General features: G+C 60.6%; 16 protein-coding genes. 12 read left to right on the top strand and 4 right to left on the bottom strand.

Annotated elements, in window-relative coordinates; genetic code table 11:
• Positions 1-22: 22 nt before the first annotated feature.
• From AB4O35_RS04400 to AB4O35_RS04390, 3 genes are all read left to right on the top strand, one after another.
• Positions 23-688: a fumarylacetoacetate hydrolase family protein gene (locus tag AB4O35_RS04400; RefSeq protein ID WP_049711056.1), complete on the top strand. Its 666-nt coding sequence runs from the start codon at positions 23-25 to the stop codon at positions 686-688.
• 247 nt (positions 689-935) lie between these two features.
• The gene (locus AB4O35_RS04395) at positions 936-1,862 is read left to right on the top strand and encodes an SdiA-regulated domain-containing protein (protein ID WP_065891341.1); all 927 of its coding nucleotides are present in this window, start codon (positions 936-938) and stop codon (positions 1,860-1,862) included.
• A gap of 120 nt (positions 1,863-1,982) precedes the next feature.
• Complete coding sequence (locus tag AB4O35_RS04390; RefSeq protein ID WP_065874400.1) at positions 1,983-2,897, top strand: SdiA-regulated domain-containing protein; 915 nt, start codon at positions 1,983-1,985, stop codon at positions 2,895-2,897.
• A 64-nt stretch (positions 2,898-2,961) separates the two neighbouring features.
• On the opposite strand, the gene rpiA is transcribed toward AB4O35_RS04390, so the two are convergent.
• Positions 2,962-3,633, bottom strand: a complete 672-nt coding sequence (rpiA, locus tag AB4O35_RS04385; RefSeq protein ID WP_065874399.1) for a ribose-5-phosphate isomerase RpiA — start codon at positions 3,631-3,633, stop codon at positions 2,962-2,964.
• Positions 3,634-3,769: 136 nt separating this feature from the next.
• On the opposite strand from rpiA, the gene ilvA reads away from it, so the two are divergent.
• Genes ilvA through AB4O35_RS04370 form a run of 3 tightly spaced genes read left to right on the top strand, consistent with a single transcriptional unit; the run spans position 3,770 to position 6,206 of the window.
• The gene (ilvA, locus tag AB4O35_RS04380; RefSeq protein WP_460149562.1) at positions 3,770-5,284 is read left to right on the top strand and encodes a threonine ammonia-lyase, biosynthetic; all 1,515 of its coding nucleotides are present in this window, start codon (positions 3,770-3,772) and stop codon (positions 5,282-5,284) included.
• A gap of 40 nt (positions 5,285-5,324) precedes the next feature.
• A complete protein-coding gene (locus AB4O35_RS04375; RefSeq protein ID WP_065874397.1) occupies positions 5,325-5,738 on the top strand; it encodes a DUF2269 family protein in 414 nt (137 codons plus the stop codon).
• A complete protein-coding gene (locus AB4O35_RS04370) occupies positions 5,739-6,206 on the top strand; it encodes a DUF2269 family protein (protein WP_065874396.1) in 468 nt (155 codons plus the stop codon). It abuts the gene before it with no gap.
• Between the two features lie 131 nt (positions 6,207-6,337).
• Here AB4O35_RS04370 and AB4O35_RS04365 read toward each other — a convergent pair whose 3' ends face one another.
• Positions 6,338-6,994: a histidinol-phosphatase gene (locus AB4O35_RS04365; RefSeq protein WP_065880203.1), complete on the bottom strand. Its 657-nt coding sequence runs from the start codon at positions 6,992-6,994 to the stop codon at positions 6,338-6,340.
• A gap of 143 nt (positions 6,995-7,137) precedes the next feature.
• Here AB4O35_RS04365 and AB4O35_RS04360 point away from each other — a divergent pair, with 143 nt between their 5' ends.
• Together AB4O35_RS04360 and ptsP are read left to right on the top strand one after the other, a co-directional pair.
• A complete protein-coding gene (locus tag AB4O35_RS04360) occupies positions 7,138-7,617 on the top strand; it encodes an RNA pyrophosphohydrolase (RefSeq protein WP_049713461.1) in 480 nt (159 codons plus the stop codon).
• 22 nt (positions 7,618-7,639) lie between these two features.
• A complete protein-coding gene (ptsP, locus tag AB4O35_RS04355) occupies positions 7,640-9,919 on the top strand; it encodes a phosphoenolpyruvate--protein phosphotransferase (RefSeq protein ID WP_065874394.1) in 2,280 nt (759 codons plus the stop codon).
• Positions 9,920-10,066: 147 nt separating this feature from the next.
• Here ptsP and AB4O35_RS04350 read toward each other — a convergent pair whose 3' ends face one another.
• Positions 10,067-10,813 carry an NRDE family protein gene (locus AB4O35_RS04350; RefSeq protein WP_065874393.1) on the bottom strand — a complete coding sequence of 249 codons (747 nt, stop codon included), beginning with the start codon at positions 10,811-10,813 and terminating at the stop codon, positions 10,067-10,069.
• Between the two features lie 121 nt (positions 10,814-10,934).
• Here AB4O35_RS04350 and AB4O35_RS04345 point away from each other — a divergent pair, with 121 nt between their 5' ends.
• From AB4O35_RS04345 to AB4O35_RS04335, 3 genes are all read left to right on the top strand, one after another.
• On the top strand, positions 10,935-11,717 hold the full coding sequence (locus AB4O35_RS04345) for a sulfite exporter TauE/SafE family protein (protein WP_065874392.1): 783 nt from the start codon (positions 10,935-10,937) through the stop codon (positions 11,715-11,717).
• 65 nt (positions 11,718-11,782) lie between these two features.
• On the top strand, positions 11,783-12,595 hold the full coding sequence (gene lgt / locus AB4O35_RS04340) for a prolipoprotein diacylglyceryl transferase (protein ID WP_065874391.1): 813 nt from the start codon (positions 11,783-11,785) through the stop codon (positions 12,593-12,595).
• Between the two features lie 52 nt (positions 12,596-12,647).
• The gene (locus AB4O35_RS04335; RefSeq protein ID WP_065874390.1) at positions 12,648-13,481 is read left to right on the top strand and encodes a thymidylate synthase; all 834 of its coding nucleotides are present in this window, start codon (positions 12,648-12,650) and stop codon (positions 13,479-13,481) included.
• Positions 13,482-13,608: 127 nt separating this feature from the next.
• On the opposite strand, the gene cadR is transcribed toward AB4O35_RS04335, so the two are convergent.
• Complete coding sequence (gene cadR, locus AB4O35_RS04330; protein WP_049711068.1) at positions 13,609-14,049, bottom strand: Cd(II)/Pb(II)-responsive transcriptional regulator; 441 nt, start codon at positions 14,047-14,049, stop codon at positions 13,609-13,611.
• 85 nt (positions 14,050-14,134) lie between these two features.
• On the opposite strand from cadR, the gene AB4O35_RS04325 reads away from it, so the two are divergent.
• Positions 14,135-16,387 carry a heavy metal translocating P-type ATPase gene (locus AB4O35_RS04325; protein ID WP_065946124.1) on the top strand — a complete coding sequence of 751 codons (2,253 nt, stop codon included), beginning with the start codon at positions 14,135-14,137 and terminating at the stop codon, positions 16,385-16,387.
• Positions 16,388-16,398: the final 11 nt, after the last annotated feature.

Raw genomic sequence — 16,398 nt, 5'->3', positions numbered from 1 at the left:
CCGCCCCTGAAGGAGTCGTTTCATGAGCTACCAGCACAAGTATGTCGACGGCACCAACATCCACTTTCCGGTCGGTAAAGTGGTGTGTATCGGGCGTAACTACGCCGAACATGCCAAGGAACTGGACAACCCGGTGCCTACCGAGCCGTTGCTGTTCATCAAGCCGGGCAGTTGCGTGGTGCCGTTGGAAGGCGGTTTCAGCATTCCAACCGAGCGCGGCTCGGTGCATTACGAAGCGGAAATCGCGGTATTGATCGGCAAGCCTTTGTCGAACAAGCCCAGCCGTGAAGAAGTGCTCGACGCCATCTCCGGCTTCGCCCCGGCCCTGGACCTGACCCTGCGCGACAAGCAGGCCGAGCTGAAAGCCAAGGGCTTGCCGTGGGAAATCGCCAAGTCTTTCGACGGCGCGGCAGTCATCGCACCGTTCGTGGTGGGCAGTACGTTCCCGGACGTGACCGATATCGGCATCCGCCTGACCATCAATGGCGAAGTGCGCCAGGATGGCAACAGCGCGCAAATGCTCAACCCGATCATTCCGATGATCCAGCACATGGCCGGCTGCTTCTCGCTGCAAGCGGGTGATGTGATCCTCACCGGCACCCCGGCCGGCGTGGGCCCGCTGAATGTGGGTGATGAGCTGGTGCTGGAGCTGTCGGGTGTGAATCGCTTCGAAAGCAGCGTTCGCTAAACCCTGGCGAAACGCGGTTAAAAATGTGGGAGCGGGCTTGCCCGCGATGCAGGCACCTCGGTCATCTGACGTACCGAGTCGCCTGCATCGCGGGCAAGCCCGGCTCCCACAGGGTTTTGTGTGCGCCTGGAGTTTCCAGTTTTTTGCATTTTTTTCACACATCATCCGGATAATCCTCAGCCACTTGCACACGGGCACCTCGATCCTGTGCTATCACCTAACGCTGACTTTCCGGAAAAAGCACCCAATGGCCGTGCCCCTGCCTACCGTCACCCCCAAGCTGCGTTCCCGCCTTGCCCTGCGCTGGTATTCCTGGCTATTGCTGGCGGGCGTGATTGTGTACGGCGTTGCCTGGGCCATGCACTGGGATGATCGCGGCGTACTGTGGATGCTGGAACGCTTCGAAACCCCCGCCGAGCGCCAAGAGAGCGTGTGGCTGCCGGACTATCATGCCGTCATCGATGGCAAGCTTTTGCCGGGGATGGAGAAGGACGAGGCTTCGGACGTCTCCTACAACCCTCAGACCAAAACCCTGTTTTCCGTGATGGGCAAAAACCCATTCCTCGTCGAGTTGAGCCTGCAAGGCGATGTGTTGCGCAAGATGCCGCTCAATGGCTGGGATAACCCGGAAGGTATCACCGTGATGGAAAACGGTTTGATGGCGGTGGTCGATGAGCGCCAGCACACGGTGACCCTCGTCAAGGTCGTCGCCACCACCCAGCAATTGAACAAGGCTGACTTCCCGAGTTACGACCTGGGCCCCTCCAAGGATCAAAACAAAGCGTTTGAGGCCGTGGCTTGGGACAAGCCTAACCAGCAACTGGTGTTCGGTGAGGAACGCCCGCCGGCACTGTTTACCTGGAAAAGCGACGGCAGCCAGGCCCTGGTCGGCAGCAAGCAAAAGCTCGCCAGCACCGAGCTGGATATGCGTAACCTCTCGGCCCTGGCCGTCGACCCGCGGACCGGCCATTTACTGGTGCTGTCGGCTGATTCCCACCTGTTGCTGGAGCTGGACGAGAAGGGCGGGCAAGTCAGCTTCATGACCTTGCTCGGCGGTTTCAACGGCCTTAAAAACACCATTCCCCGTGCAGAGGGCGTGACCATGGGCGACGACGGCACGCTGTACATGGTCAGTGAGCCAAACTTGTTCTATCGCTTCGAAAAACAGAAATAACGGACAGATTGCGTCGGATATTTCTCTATCAGCGGCATTCGCCAGACACTGGGCTGCGTTTAAGTTTAAATTCAGACAGGCGTGATATTCATTCGCCACTTTTGAACTTGAGCCCCTCCGATGCGACGACTAGCCCGCCCCAAACCTATGTTCTTTATTCTTGCACTGATCGCCCTGGTCAGCGCCGGGGTCGTTGCGCAGCATTTTCGCCTGTTCGAGCGCGCTTGGTTCAACTGGCAAGTGTGGCGCAAGCCGGTGAATGAGCGCTCCATCGGCCTGGCGGACTATCGGGTAGCCCTGGAGGCCCAGGTGATCGAGGGGCTCAACGACGACGTCTCGGCTCTTACCTACGACCCAGTGCGCAAAAGCCTGTTTACCGTCACCAATAAAAACGCCGAACTGATCGAGTTGTCGCTGGAGGGCAAGATCCTGCGGCGTATTCCCTTGGTGGGATTTGGCGATGCCGAGGCGGTGGAATTTATCAGCGACAACACTTATGTCATCAGCGATGAGCGCCAGCAGCGCTTGATCAAGGTCCATGTGGATGACGACACCCAATTCCTCGACGCCGCCGATGCGGAGCAAATGACGCTGGGCCTGCACGTTGGCGGCAATAAGGGGTTTGAAGGCCTGGCGTACGACTCGGTGGGCAAGCGCCTGTTCGTCGCCAAGGAGCGCGACCCGATGCTGATCTATGAGGTCCATGGCTTTCCCCATTTCAAACCGGAAAAAACCTACTCGGTGCACGTGATCAACAACCCCAAGCGTGACGCCGGGCTGTTTGTGCGTGACCTCTCGAGCCTGCAATACGACGAGCGCAGCGGCCATCTCTTGGCGCTGTCGGATGAGTCGTTTCTGGTGCTGGAACTGGATATTGACGGTCGCCCGTTGAGCAGTCTGTCGCTGCTGAATGGGCGCCATGGCCTGAAGAAGCGCGTGCCCCAGGCGGAAGGGATCGCGATGGATGATGACGGTAACTTGTACCTGACCAGCGAGCCGAACCTGTTCTACGTGTTCAAGAAACCAAATCCCTGAAGCACCACAGAACCAAATGTGGGAGCTGGCTTGCCTGCTCCCACATAAAGCACAGCCGATGGGGTTAGGCCTTGAGGGTTTTCACACCGTCGGAAGTGCCCAGCAACAACACATCCGCCGGACGCGCCGCGAACAAACCATTGGTGACCACACCAACGATCGCATTGATCTGCGTCTCAAGCGCCACCGGATTGGTGATCTGCATGTTGAACACGTCGAGGATGATGTTGCCGTTGTCAGTCAACACGCCTTCGCGGTACACCGGGTCGCCGCCCAGTTTCACCAGCTCGCGGGCCACGTGGCTGCGGGCCATCGGGATGACTTCCACCGGCAGCGGGAACGCGCCGAGTACTGGCACCAGCTTGCTGGCGTCGGCGATGCAGATAAAGGTCTTGGCCACGGCCGCGACGATTTTCTCGCGGGTCAGGGCTGCGCCGCCGCCCTTGATCAGGTTCAGGTGTTCGTCGCTTTCATCGGCGCCGTCAACGTAGAACTCCAGGTCGCTCACGGTGTTGAGCTCATACACCGGAATCCCATGGCCCTTGAGGCGCGCGGCGGTGGCTTCGGAGCTGGCCACGGCGCCGTCGAATGCGCCCTTGTGCTGAGCCAGTGCATCGATAAAGCAGTTGGCGGTGGAGCCGGTGCCGACACCGACGATGCTCTTGTCGTCGAGTTTAGGAAGGATTAAATCGACGGCGGCCTGGGCCACTGCCTGTTTGAGTTGATCCTGGGTCATGCGGGCTCCGGAACGGGCGGGGAGTAAAGAGGGGCGCGAGTATAACCCAACAAAACCTCTGGATTCGTGTGGTCGCCCGGCCGAACGCTGGGTTAGACTCCTTGGCCCTGCCCATCCCGCCCAGTGATTTCCGCCGATGCTTGAACAGTACGTCAAAAAGATCCTCACCTCGCGCGTTTACGACGTTGCCGTAGAAACCCCGTTGCAGACCGCCCGCCAGCTTTCCGAACGGCTGGGCAACAAGGTCTGGCTCAAGCGTGAAGACTTGCAGCCGGTGTTCTCGTTCAAGATTCGCGGCGCCTACAACAAGCTGACCCAACTGAGCGCCGAAGAGCGTGCGCGCGGTGTGGTCACGGCGTCGGCGGGCAACCATGCCCAGGGCCTAGCCCTGGCGGCCAAGGTACTGGGGGTGAAAGCCACTATTGTCATGCCCAAGACCACTCCGGAGATCAAGGTCGAAGGCGTGCGCTCGCGTGGCGGCAAAGTGGTGCTGCATGGCGATTCCTTCCCGGAAGCTCTGGCCTACTCGCTGAAACTGGTCGACGAAAAAGGCTACGTCTACATTCACCCCTACGATGATCCACACACCATTGCCGGGCAGGGCACCGTGGCGATGGAAATCCTGCGCCAGCACCCGGGGCCGCTGGACGCGATTTTTGTACCGGTGGGCGGCGGCGGGCTGATCGCGGGTATTGCGGCCTATGTGAAATACCTGCGCCCAGAGATCAAAATCATTGGCGTCGAACCGGACGATTCCAATTGCCTGCAAGCCGCGATGGCGGCGGGTGAGCGCGTGGTGCTGCCGACCGTGGGCCTCTTTGCCGATGGCGTGGCGGTGGCACAGATCGGCCAGCACACCTTCGACATCTGCAAGGACTACGTCGATGAAGTGATCACCGTGAGCACCGATGAAATCTGTGCGGCGATCAAGGATATCTACGACGACACCCGCTCCATCACCGAACCAGCGGGCGCCTTGGGCGTGGCAGGTATCAAGAAATACGTCGAGACCCGTGGCGTTACCGGGCAGACCCTGGTGGCGATCGACTCCGGCGCCAACGTCAACTTCGACCGCCTGCGCCATGTGGCCGAGCGCGCCGAGTTGGGTGAAGGCCGCGAAGCCATCATCGCCGTGACCATCCCCGAAAAGCCCGGCAGCTTCAAGGCGTTCTGCGAGGCTGTGGGCAAGCGCCAGATCACCGAATTCAACTATCGCTTCCACTCCGGCAGTGAGGCACACATTTTTGTCGGCGTGCAGACCCACCCGGAAACCGACCCGCGCAGCGCGCTGATCACCAGCCTCACCAGCCAGGGTTCCCCGGTGCTGGACCTGACCGAGAACGAGCTGGCCAAGTTGCACATCCGCCACATGGTCGGCGGCCATGCGGCCCACGTCAGCAATGAAGTGGTGTTTCGCTTCGAATTCCCGGAGCGTCCGGGCGCCTTGTTCAACTTTCTTAACAAATTGGGCGGGCGTTGGAACATCTCGATGTTCCACTATCGCAACCACGGCGCAGCAGACGGCCGTGTGGTCGCCGGCCTGCAAGTGCCGGCGGACGAGCGCCACCTGGTACCGGCAGCCCTGGAAGCCATCGGCTACCCGTACTGGGATGAAAGCGATAACCCGGCCTACACACTGTTCCTCGGATGAGCGACTACGCTGATTGGGGCGGCCTTAAGGAAGACGACACATGGAAACCCTGACCACCCTGAAAGTTATCCACATCGCGGCCACCGTATTGCTGCTGCTCAGCGGCCTGGGCTTGGCGTTGCTGGCCTGGCGCAAGCGCAGCGCCGGCCCGGCGGTGACCGTGCAACGCCCGTGGGCGTTCGTCTGGTTGTTGATGGGCATTTGCGTCGTCAGCATGCCGTTTACCGGTTGGTGGCTGGTGCACCTGACCGGCTGGCCGCTGGGCCAGACCTGGATCCTCGGTTCCAGCATCCTCTACACCGTGGCGGCGCTGGCGTGGTTCTGGCTGGTGGCGCGGCTTAATCGCCTGCGTAAGGGCGAGGGCGGCAGCTTGAACTTCACGTTGGTGCTGGCGGTAATCAGCCTGGTGGGGTTTGTGGCGATTGCCGGTTTGATGGGTGCCAAGCCTGTCTGAATGAGTGCCTACCTGCTGCTGAAAACCCTGCATATTCTCTCGTCGACCGTACTGTTCGGGCTGGGCGCGGGCTCGGCTTACTACGCGTTACGCGCCTGGCGCACCGGCAACGTGGAAGTGATCGCCGTGACCTTCAAGCACTTGGTGTTCGCCGATTGGGCGTTTACCGCGACCACGGCGGTGTTCCAGCCGTTGAGCGGGATTGGCTTGATGCATCTGGCGGGCTGGTCGCTGCAGCAGAGTTGGTTGCAGTGGACGTTCGGTTTGTATGTGCTGGCGGGGATCTGCTGGCTGCCGGTGGTGTGGTTGCAGATTCGCGTACACAAGATGGCGGAGCGGGCGTTGCGGGAGGGGACGGCGATGCCGATCAAGGCCACGACCTATATGCGCTGGTGGTTTGGCCTGGGGTGGCCGGCGTTCCTGGCGTTTATGGCGATTTTCTACTTGATGGTGGCCAAGCCTATGTAGTGAGCGGGCTTGCCCCGCGCTGGGTGGCGGAGCCGCCCCAAACCAGGCGAATTGGATTCATCTGGAATTCGGCATTGTCTGTATTAGGGCTGCTTCGCAGCCCAGCGCGGGGCAAGCCCGCTCACTACAGGTCAGCTGCGCAACGTGATGACCGGCCAGCCACGCTTCTCGGCCTCGGCCCGCAAATTCGGGTCCGGATCCACTGCCACCGGATGAGTCACTTGCTCCAGCAGCGGTAAATCATTCATCGAGTCGCTGTAGAAGTAACTGTCTTCCAGGCTGAACCCGGTCTCTGCCAGCCAGCGATTCAAACGTGTCACCTTGCCCTCGCGAAAGCACGGCACGTCGGTGCTGCGCCCGGTATAACGGCCGTTTTCCATCTCGCACTCGGTGGCGATCAGGGTTTCCACGCCCAGGCGTGCGGCAATCGGCGCGGTGACGAAACGGTTGGTGGCGGTGATGATCACCAGCGTGTCACCGGCGGCGCGGTGCTTGGCCAGCAGTTCGGCGGCCAGCGGCAGCATCAGCGGCTCGATGCAGTCGCGCATGAAGTCATTGTGCCACTCATCCAGTTGGGCCATCTCGGTACGGCCGAGGATTTCCAGGCTGAAGTTCAGGTAGGCGGCATTGTCCAGCTTGCCGGCCAGGTAATCCTGGTAGAACTCGTCGTTGCGCGCCTTGTAGGCGACGGGGTCGAGAATCCCGCGTTCACAGAGGTAATCGCCCCAGGCGTGATCGCTGTCACCGCCAAGAAGGGTGTTGTCCAAGTCGAATAAAGCCAGGCGCATTGCAGTTACTCGCTGAAAAGTCTGTAAAAAGGCGTCCAGAATACGGTCTTTTCACAAGAGTGCACATAAGGTAAGAAGCCTCGTTGCCGCTGGAACAACCTTTGTGGAACAATGCGGCGACATGCGTTTGCGAGGTTGTTGCCGTGATCGACCCCGATGGTTTCCGTCCTAATGTCGGGATTATTCTTACGAATGATGCCGGACAGGTGCTATGGGCTCGCCGAATCAACCAAGATGCCTGGCAGTTTCCTCAAGGCGGAATCAACCCCGACGAAACCCCTGAAGACGCCTTGTACCGTGAGTTGAATGAAGAAGTCGGCCTTGAGCGTGAAGATGTGCAGATTCTGGCCTGTACCCGTGGCTGGTTGCGCTATCGTTTGCCGCAACGCCTGGTGCGTACCCACAGCCAACCGCTGTGCATCGGCCAGAAGCAGAAATGGTTTCTCCTGCGCCTGATCTCCGACGAGCAGCGGGTGCGGATGGATTTGACCGGTAAACCGGAGTTCGATGGCTGGCGCTGGGTCAGCTATTGGTACCCGTTGGGCCAGGTGGTGACATTCAAGCGCGAAGTGTATCGTCGCGCTCTCAAAGAGCTTGCCCCGCGCCTTTTAGCGCGCGACTGACGACGGAGTTCGACCCCGAGCCATGCTCAATACGCTGCGCAAGATCGTCCAGGAAGTTAACTCCGCCAAGGATCTCAAGGCGGCGTTGGGGATTATTGTGTTGCGCGTCAAGGAAGCCATGGGCAGCCAGGTCTGCTCGGTTTACCTGCTGGACCCCGAGACCAACCGTTTTGTGCTGATGGCCACCGAGGGCCTGAACAAGCGCTCCATCGGCAAGGTCAGCATGGCGCCCAATGAAGGTCTGGTGGGCCTGGTGGGGACGCGTGAAGAACCCCTGAACCTCGAACATGCAGCCGATCACCCGCGTTACCGCTACTTTGCCGAAACCGGCGAAGAGCGTTACGCCTCGTTCCTCGGCGCACCGATCATTCACCACCGCCGCGTTGTGGGCGTGTTGGTCATCCAGCAAAAAGAGCGCCGTCAGTTCGACGAAGGTGAAGAAGCCTTCCTGGTGACGATGAGTGCGCAATTGGCCGGGGTTATCGCCCACGCCGAGGCGACGGGCTCGATTCGCGGCCTGGGGCGTGAAGGCAAGGGCATCCAGGAAGCCAAGTTCGTCGGCGTGCCGGGCTCGCCGGGCGCTGCGGTTGGTACGGCGGTGGTCATGTTGCCGCCGGCGGACCTGGATGTGGTGCCGGACAAGACCGTCAAAGACATCGACGCCGAAATCAAACTGTTCAAGACCGCCCTGGAAGGCGTGCGCGCCGACATGCGCAACCTCTCGACCAAGTTGGCGACCCAGCTGCGGCCCGAAGAGCGCGCGCTGTTCGACGTGTACCAGATGATGCTCGATGACGCGTCCCTGGGTAACGAAGTCAAGACTGTGATCAAGACCGGCCAGTGGGCCCAGGGCGCGTTGCGCCAAGTGGTCACCGATCACGTCAACCGTTTTGAAATGATGGACGACGCCTACCTGCGCGAGCGCGCCTCGGATGTGCGTGACCTCGGTCGCCGTCTGCTGGCCTACCTGCAGGAAGACCGCACCACCAACCTGGTCTACCCCGACAACACCATCCTGATCAGTGAGGAGCTGACCGCCACCATGCTCGGCGAAGTGCCGGAGGGCAAGCTGGTGGGCCTGGTCTCGGTACTCGGTTCGGGTAACTCCCACGTCGCGATCCTGGCCCGTGCCATGGGTATCCCGACGGTGATGGGCCTGGTGGACCTGCCGTATTCAAAAGTGGATGGCATCGACATGATCGTCGATGGCCATCGCGGCGAAGTGTTTACCAACCCCAGCGACGTGCTGCGCAAGCAATACGCCGAAGTGGTTGAAGAAGAGAAACAGCTGGCGCTGGGCCTCGACTCATTGCGCGAACTGCCGTGCGTGACCACCGATGGGCATCGTGTGCCGCTGCTGGTCAACACGGGCTTGCTGGCGGATGTAGCCCGTGCGCAACAGCGCGGCGCCGAAGGGGTGGGCCTGTACCGCACCGAAGTGCCGTTCATGATCAATCAGCGTTTTCCGAGCGAGAAGGAGCAGCTGGCGATTTATCGCGAGCAACTGCAGGCCTTCCACCCGCTACCGGTGACCATGCGCAGCCTGGACATCGGCGGCGACAAGTCACTGTCGTATTTCCCGATCAAGGAAGACAACCCCTTCCTTGGCTGGCGCGGCATTCGCGTCACGCTCGACCATCCTGAAATTTTCCTCGTACAAACCCGCGCCATGCTCAAGGCCAGCGAAGGCCTGAATAACCTGCGCATCCTGCTGCCGATGATTTCCGGCACCCATGAGCTGGAAGAGGCGCTGCACCTGATTCACCGTGCGTGGGGCGAAGTGCGCGATGAAGGCGCCGACGTACCGATGCCGCCGATTGGCGTGATGATCGAAATCCCGGCGGCGGTGTACCAGGCTAAAGAGCTGGCGCGGCAGGTGGATTTCCTTTCGGTGGGTTCCAACGACCTGACCCAATACCTGCTGGCCGTGGACCGTAACAACCCACGGGTGGCCGACCTCTACGACTACCTGCACCCGGCGGTGCTGCAAGCCTTGCAACACGTGGTGCGCGACGCCCATGCCGAAGGCAAGCCGGTGAGCATCTGCGGTGAAATGGCCGGCGACCCCGCGGCGGCGGTGCTGTTGATGGCGATGGGCTTTGACAGCCTGTCGATGAACGCTACCAACTTGCCGAAGGTGAAGTGGATGCTGCGTCAGGTCGAACTGAGCATGGCCAAGGATCTGCTGGCAGAGCTGATGACCATCGATAACCCGCAAGTTATCCACAGCTCGCTGCAACTGGCGCTGAAGAACCTGGGGCTGACGCGGATGATCAACCCGGGCTCCGCGAAGAGCCTCTGACTTCAGATGGTGGGCTTTTGTAGTGAGCGGGCTTGCCCCGCGCTGGGCTGCGAAGCAGCCCTAATACAATCACCGCATGCTTTCAGATAGAGCCGGTTAGCTGGTTTTGGGGCGGCTTCGCCACCCAGCGCGGGGCAAGCCCGCTCACTACAAGCTGAGTTCTACCTCGCCAAGTCGCCCACCATGCGGCCCAAAACTGCGCTCCACCATCCGCCGCGACCCATCTGCATTCACAATCAACGCCGTACTCGCCCGCGTGCCGTAACTCGGGCTGGCAATAAACACGCTCGACAACAAACTCTCAGTCGCCAAGCCCACCCCGGTATCCGGCAAATCCGCAAACGGCGCCGTCTGCGGATCACTCAAAATATCCAACAACGCCTCAGGCTGCGGGTCCTCCAGCATCTCGCTCAACGCCGCTTTGGCCTTGATCAGCTTGGGCCACGGCGTGTCCAGCCCGGCATTGGACAACCCATACACCCCGGCCTCCAAACGCGTCGGCTCAGTGTGATTAGCGTTGTAGTGCCACAACTCATTGCGCGTACCCACCAGCAGGTTAAACCCGGCATATTCAATCGATCGACCGTTAACATCGGCCAGATACGCTTCAATCGGCAACGAACCACTGAGAAACCGCGCCACTAACTCCCCGCGCGACTTACGTGCCGGCGGCTGGTGCGGGTCGCGGATATTGGTCAAGGCGGCAAAGCGCCCGTCGGCATTCACCCCCAGCCAGGTACCGCCTGCTTCCTGATCGCGGCCGGCGAAGACTTCGGGCACGTCCGGCCATTGGGCCAGCGGCAGGCTGGGGCGGGCGTAGAACTCATCACGGTTGGCCGCGACGATCAGCGGTTGGGCGTGGCCCGGCCGCCAGGCGAAAACAATCAGGCACATCAGGCGATTCCCTTTTGTGTTTTTTGCCACTCTACCGGCAGCAACGCAGGCGTTCCATCGTATCCAGTTGGGTTGCATGCCTTCCATCCGTTAACATGCCGGACTTGGTCTGGGGGCTCCCATGGAATTTCTGCTGTATTTGCTGCTCGGCGCCTGTGCGGGCGTGCTCGCCGGGCTGTTTGGCGTGGGCGGCGGGATTATCATCGTGCCGGTGCTGGTGTTCAGCTTCACCTTGCAGGGCTTTGATCCGCAAGTGCTGACCCACCTGGCCGTGGGCACTTCCCTGGCGACGATCATCTTTACCTCGGTGAATGCCGTGCGTGAGCACCATCGGCGTGGCGCGGTGCGTTGGCCGATCTTTGTGTGGATGACCGTGGGTATCCTGATCGGCGCAGGCTTTGGTGCACTGACCGCCGAGGCGATTTCCGGCCCCCACCTGCAAAAGATCATCGGCGTGTTTGCCTTGTTGGTGGCCGTGCAACTGGCCCTGGAGGTCAAGCCCAAGGCCAACCGAACGGTGCCGGGCAAGGTTGGCCTGACCATCGCCGGCACATTTATCGGCTGGGCTTCGGCGATTTTCGGGATTGGCGGCGGCTCGCTGACCGTACCGTTCCTGACCTGGCGCAGCGTGCCGATGCAGCAGGCCGTGGCCACTTCATCGGCTTGTGGCCTGCCGATTGCGCTGGCCAGTGCATTAAGTTTCATGATTCTGGGCTGGCATGACCCGCTGTTGCCCGCTCATAGTCTAGGGTTCGTGTATTTGCCGGCACTGTTGGGCATTGCCCTGACCAGTATGGTGTTCGCCCGTTTCGGCGCACGCCTGGCGCATCGGTTGTCGCCGCGTTTGCTCAAGCGGTTGTTCGCCGGGCTGCTGTTCTGTGTCGGTTTAAACTTTTTGTTGTAATGCAGGCTTAATCGCGCCCGGGCATGGTCCGGGCGCTATAACGAATGATTTAACGAGGAGTCGCAATGCTGCCTTACCCGCAGATCGACCCGGTGGCCTTGGCTATCGGTCCGCTGAAAATCCACTGGTACGGGTTGATGTACCTGATCGGCATCGGCGGTGCCTGGTTTCTGGCTTCCCGACGCCTGAACCGTTTCGATCCGACCTGGACCAAGGAGAAGCTCTCCGACCTGATCTTCTGGTTGTCGATGGGCGTTATCGTCGGCGGGCGCCTGGGGTATGTGCTGTTCTACGACCTCTCCGCGTACATCGCCAACCCGACGCTGATTTTCGAAGTGTGGAAGGGCGGCATGGCGTTCCACGGTGGGTTTATCGGCGTGATGATCGCCGCCTGGTGGTTTGGCCGGCGTAACGGCAAGTCGTTCTTCCAACTGATGGACTTCATCGCACCGATGGTGCCGATCGGCCTGGGCGCTGGGCGTATCGGTAACTTCATCAATGCCGAACTCTGGGGCAAGCCGACCGACCTGCCGTGGGCGATGGTGTTCCCGCCGTTCAGCGACCCGGCGCAATTGCCGCGCCACCCGTCGCAGCTCTACCAGTTCGCGTTGGAAGGCGTGGCACTGTTCCTTATCCTGTACCTCTTCTCGCGCAAGCCGCGCCCGACCATGGCCGTGTCCGGCATGTTCGCGTTGTTCTACGGGATCTTCCGATTCATCGTCGAGTTCGTGCGCGTGCCGGATGCGCAATTGGGCTACCTGGCGTTCGGTTGGGTGACCATGGGGCAGATCCTTAGCCTGCCAATGATCCTGGGCGGCCTGGGCTTGCTGTGGTGGGCCTACAACCGCCCGCAGCCTTTGAAGAACACCGCGCTTTAAATTCGAATGCCGAGGCCTGCAAGGTCTCGGCTTCAACGATACGGGTAAACAAATGAAGCAATATCTCGAACTACTGAACGACGTCGTGACCAATGGATTGACCAAGGGCGATCGCACCGGCACCGGCACCAAGGCCGTGTTTGCCCGTCAGTATCGGCATAACTTGGCCGACGGCTTCCCGCTGCTGACCACCAAGAAGCTTCACTTCAAAAGCATCGCCAACGAGCTGATCTGGATGTTGAGTGGCAACACCAACATCAAGTGGCTCAACGAAAACGGCGTAAAGATCTGGGACGAATGGGCGACCGAAGAAGGTGACCTGGGCCCGGTGTACGGCGAGCAGTGGACCGCCTGGCCGACCAAGGATGGCGGCACGATCAACCAGATCGACTACATGGTCCACACGCTCAAGACCAACCCGAACAGCCGCCGCATCCTGTTCCACGGCTGGAACGTCGAGTACCTGCCGGACGAGACCAAGAGCCCGCAGGAAAACGCGCGCAATGGCAAACAAGCCTTGCCGCCGTGCCACCTGCTGTACCAGGCATTCGTGCACGACGGTCACCTGTCGATGCAGTTGTATATCCGCAGTTCCGACGTATTCCTCGGCTTGCCGTACAACACCGCCGCGCTGGCATTGCTGACCCATATGCTGGCCCAGCAATGCGACCTGATCCCCCACGAGATCATCGTCACCACCGGCGACACTCACGCGTACAGCAACCATATGGAGCAGATCAAGACCCAACTGGCGCGCACGCCGAAGAAGCTGCCGGAACTGGTGATCAAGCGTAAGCCTGCGTCGATCTATGACTACAAGTTCGAAGACTTCGAGATCGTGGGCTACGACGCCGACCCAAGCATCAAGGCCGACGTCGCGATCTAAAGATTATCTCGATCAAATGTGGGAGCGGGCTTGCTCGCGAAAGCTGTACATCAGATACACATTCAGTTACTGACACACCGCCTTCGCGAGCAAGCCCGCTCCCACATTTGGTCCGTGCTCACTTGAGTTAATGGCCGTGGCTTCTGCCCACATGTGAGGGCTCAGCCTCGCTCGCCGCCACACTCCCACTGACTTCCAGCCGCTGCAGAATCCCGCATTCCGGCCCGCCGCCACAGCGTTGGCGCAGGTCCAGCAACTGCTCCTGCAATGCCAACAACCCATCAATCCGCGCTTTCACGTGGTGGATATGCTCATCGATCAACGCGTTCACGTTTTCGCACTGGTCTTGGGGGCTGTCGCGTAGCCCAAGCAGGCTGCGGATTTCTTCCAAGGTCATGTCGAGGCTGCGGCAATTGCGGATAAAGATCAGCCGCTCGGTGTGTGCCTGGGTGTACACACGGTAGTTGGCCTCGGTGCGTGCCGGGGGCGGCAACAGGCCTTCCTTCTCGTAATAACGGATGGTTTCAACCGGGCAGTCGGTCAGTTTGGCCAGTTCGCCGATCTTCATTGCGGCAATCTCCAAATGGGTGCTTGACCCTATAGTGGCTACAGGGTCTTTACTTGGCAACAGGCACCTTTATGGACGCGACAGAATGAGCGATTCCCTCCACACCCCGCATAAACACGACCATGACCACGATCATGGCCCGAAAAAACTCACGCCTGTGCATGATCATGGCCACGGAGGCTCTTGCTGTTCCGGCACCCCAGCCCCTGCGCGGGTGCAACTGAGCGAAGCGCCCACCGCCGGCTCGCGCCTGAGCATTTTTCGCATCGAAGCCATGGACTGCCCCACCGAGCAGACGCTGATCCAGAACAAACTGGGCAAGCTGGCTGGTGTGCAGCAGCTGGAATTCAACCTCATCAATCGCATCCTTGGCGTCACCCACGACCTGCCAAGCACTGCGCCGATCATCGACGCGATCAAATCCATCGGCATGCAGGCTGACCCCATCGAGGAAGGCACTCCGGCCGCCGCGCCGCCCGCCAAGAAACCCTGGTGGCCGCTGGCGTTGTCCGGTGTGGGCGCGTTGGGCGCTGAAGTGCTGCACTTCACCAATGCCGCGCCCACCTGGGTGATCGCGGTGGTGGCGCTGATCTCGATTCTCAGCGGCGGCCTCACCACCTATAAAAAGGGCTGGATTGCCCTGAAAAACCTCAACCTCAACATCAATGCCCTGATGAGCATCGCGGTGACCGGCGCGATCCTGATCGGCCAATGGCCGGAAGCGGCGATGGTGATGTTCCTGTTCACCGTGGCCGAGTTGATCGAAGCCAAGTCCCTGGACAGAGCGCGCAACGCCATCAGTGGCTTGATGCAGATGACACCAGAGCAGGCCACGGTGCAGCAGGTTGATGGATCATGGGCTGAAAAAGAGGTCAAAAGCATTGATCTGGGTGCAATCGTGCGGGTAAAGCCCGGCGAGCGCATCGGCCTGGACGGTGAAGTCACCGCTGGCCAATCCACCATCGATCAGGCACCGATCACCGGTGAAAGCCTGCCAATTGAAAAGACCGTGGGCGATAAAGTCTTCGCCGGCACCATCAACCAGGCCGGTTCCCTGGAGTACAAAGTCACCGCAGCGGCGAACAACTCCACTCTGGCGCGCATCATTCACGCGGTGGAACAGGCCCAAGGCGCACGGGCACCGACCCAGCGTTTCGTCGACCGCTTCTCGAAGATCTACACCCCGGCCGTGTTCCTGTTCGCGCTGGGCGTAGCGGTGATTCCGCCGCTGTTCATGGCCGGCGTGTGGTTCGACTGGATCTACCGCGCCCTGGTCCTGCTGGTGGTTGCGTGCCCCTGTGCCTTGGTGATTTCCACGCCTGTGACCATCGTCAGTGGCCTGGCGGCGGCGGCGCGCAAAGGCATCCTGATCAAGGGCGGCGTGTACCTGGAGGGTGGTTACAAGCTCGACTACCTGGCCCTCGACAAGACCGGCACCATCACCCACGGCAAACCGGTGCAAACCGATTACTTGGCGCTCTTCCCCAACATCGAAGACAGCGCACCGGCGCTGGCCGCCAGTTTGGCCGGGCGTTCCGATCACCCGGTGTCGCTGGCGATTGCCAACGCGGCTGTGGATAAAAACCTGCCGATGCACGTTGTGGATAACTTCGAAGCCTTGGCCGGGCGTGGCGTGCGTGGCGATATCAACGGCGAAACCTACCACCTGGGCAACCACCGCCTGGTAGAAGACCTGGGCCTGTGCTCACCGGAGCTGGAAGAGAAACTCTTCGCCCTGGAAAAACAGGGCAAGTCCGTGGTGCTGCTGCTCGACAAGTCCGGCCCGCTGGCGCTGTTCGCCGTCGCCGACACGGTCAAGGACAGCAGCCGTGAAGCGATCCAGCAGTTGCATGACCTGGGCATCAAAACCCTGATGCTCACCGGCGACAACACCCACACCGCCCAGGCGATTGCTGCCCAGGTCGGCATCGACCAGGCCCAGGGCGACCTGTTGCCTACGGATAAGCTGCAAGCCATTGAAGCCCTGTATGGCCAAGGGTTCCGCGTGGGCATGGTCGGCGACGGTATCAACGATGCGCCAGCCCTGGCCCGCGCCGAGATCGGTTTTGCCATGGCTGCAGCCGGCACCGACACGGCCATTGAGACCGCCGATGTGGCGCTGATGGACGATGATTTGCGCAAGATTCCGGCATTCATTCGTCTGTCGCGGCAAACGTCGAGTATCCTCAAGCAGAACATCGCCCTGGCGCTGGTGATCAAGGCGATCTTCCTCGCGGTCACTTTCCTGGGCATGGCCACCATGTGGATGGCGGTGTTCGCCGACATGGGCGTGAGCCTGCTGGTGGTGTTCAACGGCCTGCGCCTGTTGCGCAAATAATTGAGGTGAGG

The organism is Pseudomonas sp. H1_A03 (genome assembly GCF_054685145.1).
This window is presented reverse-complemented; position numbering and strand designations above follow the sequence as displayed.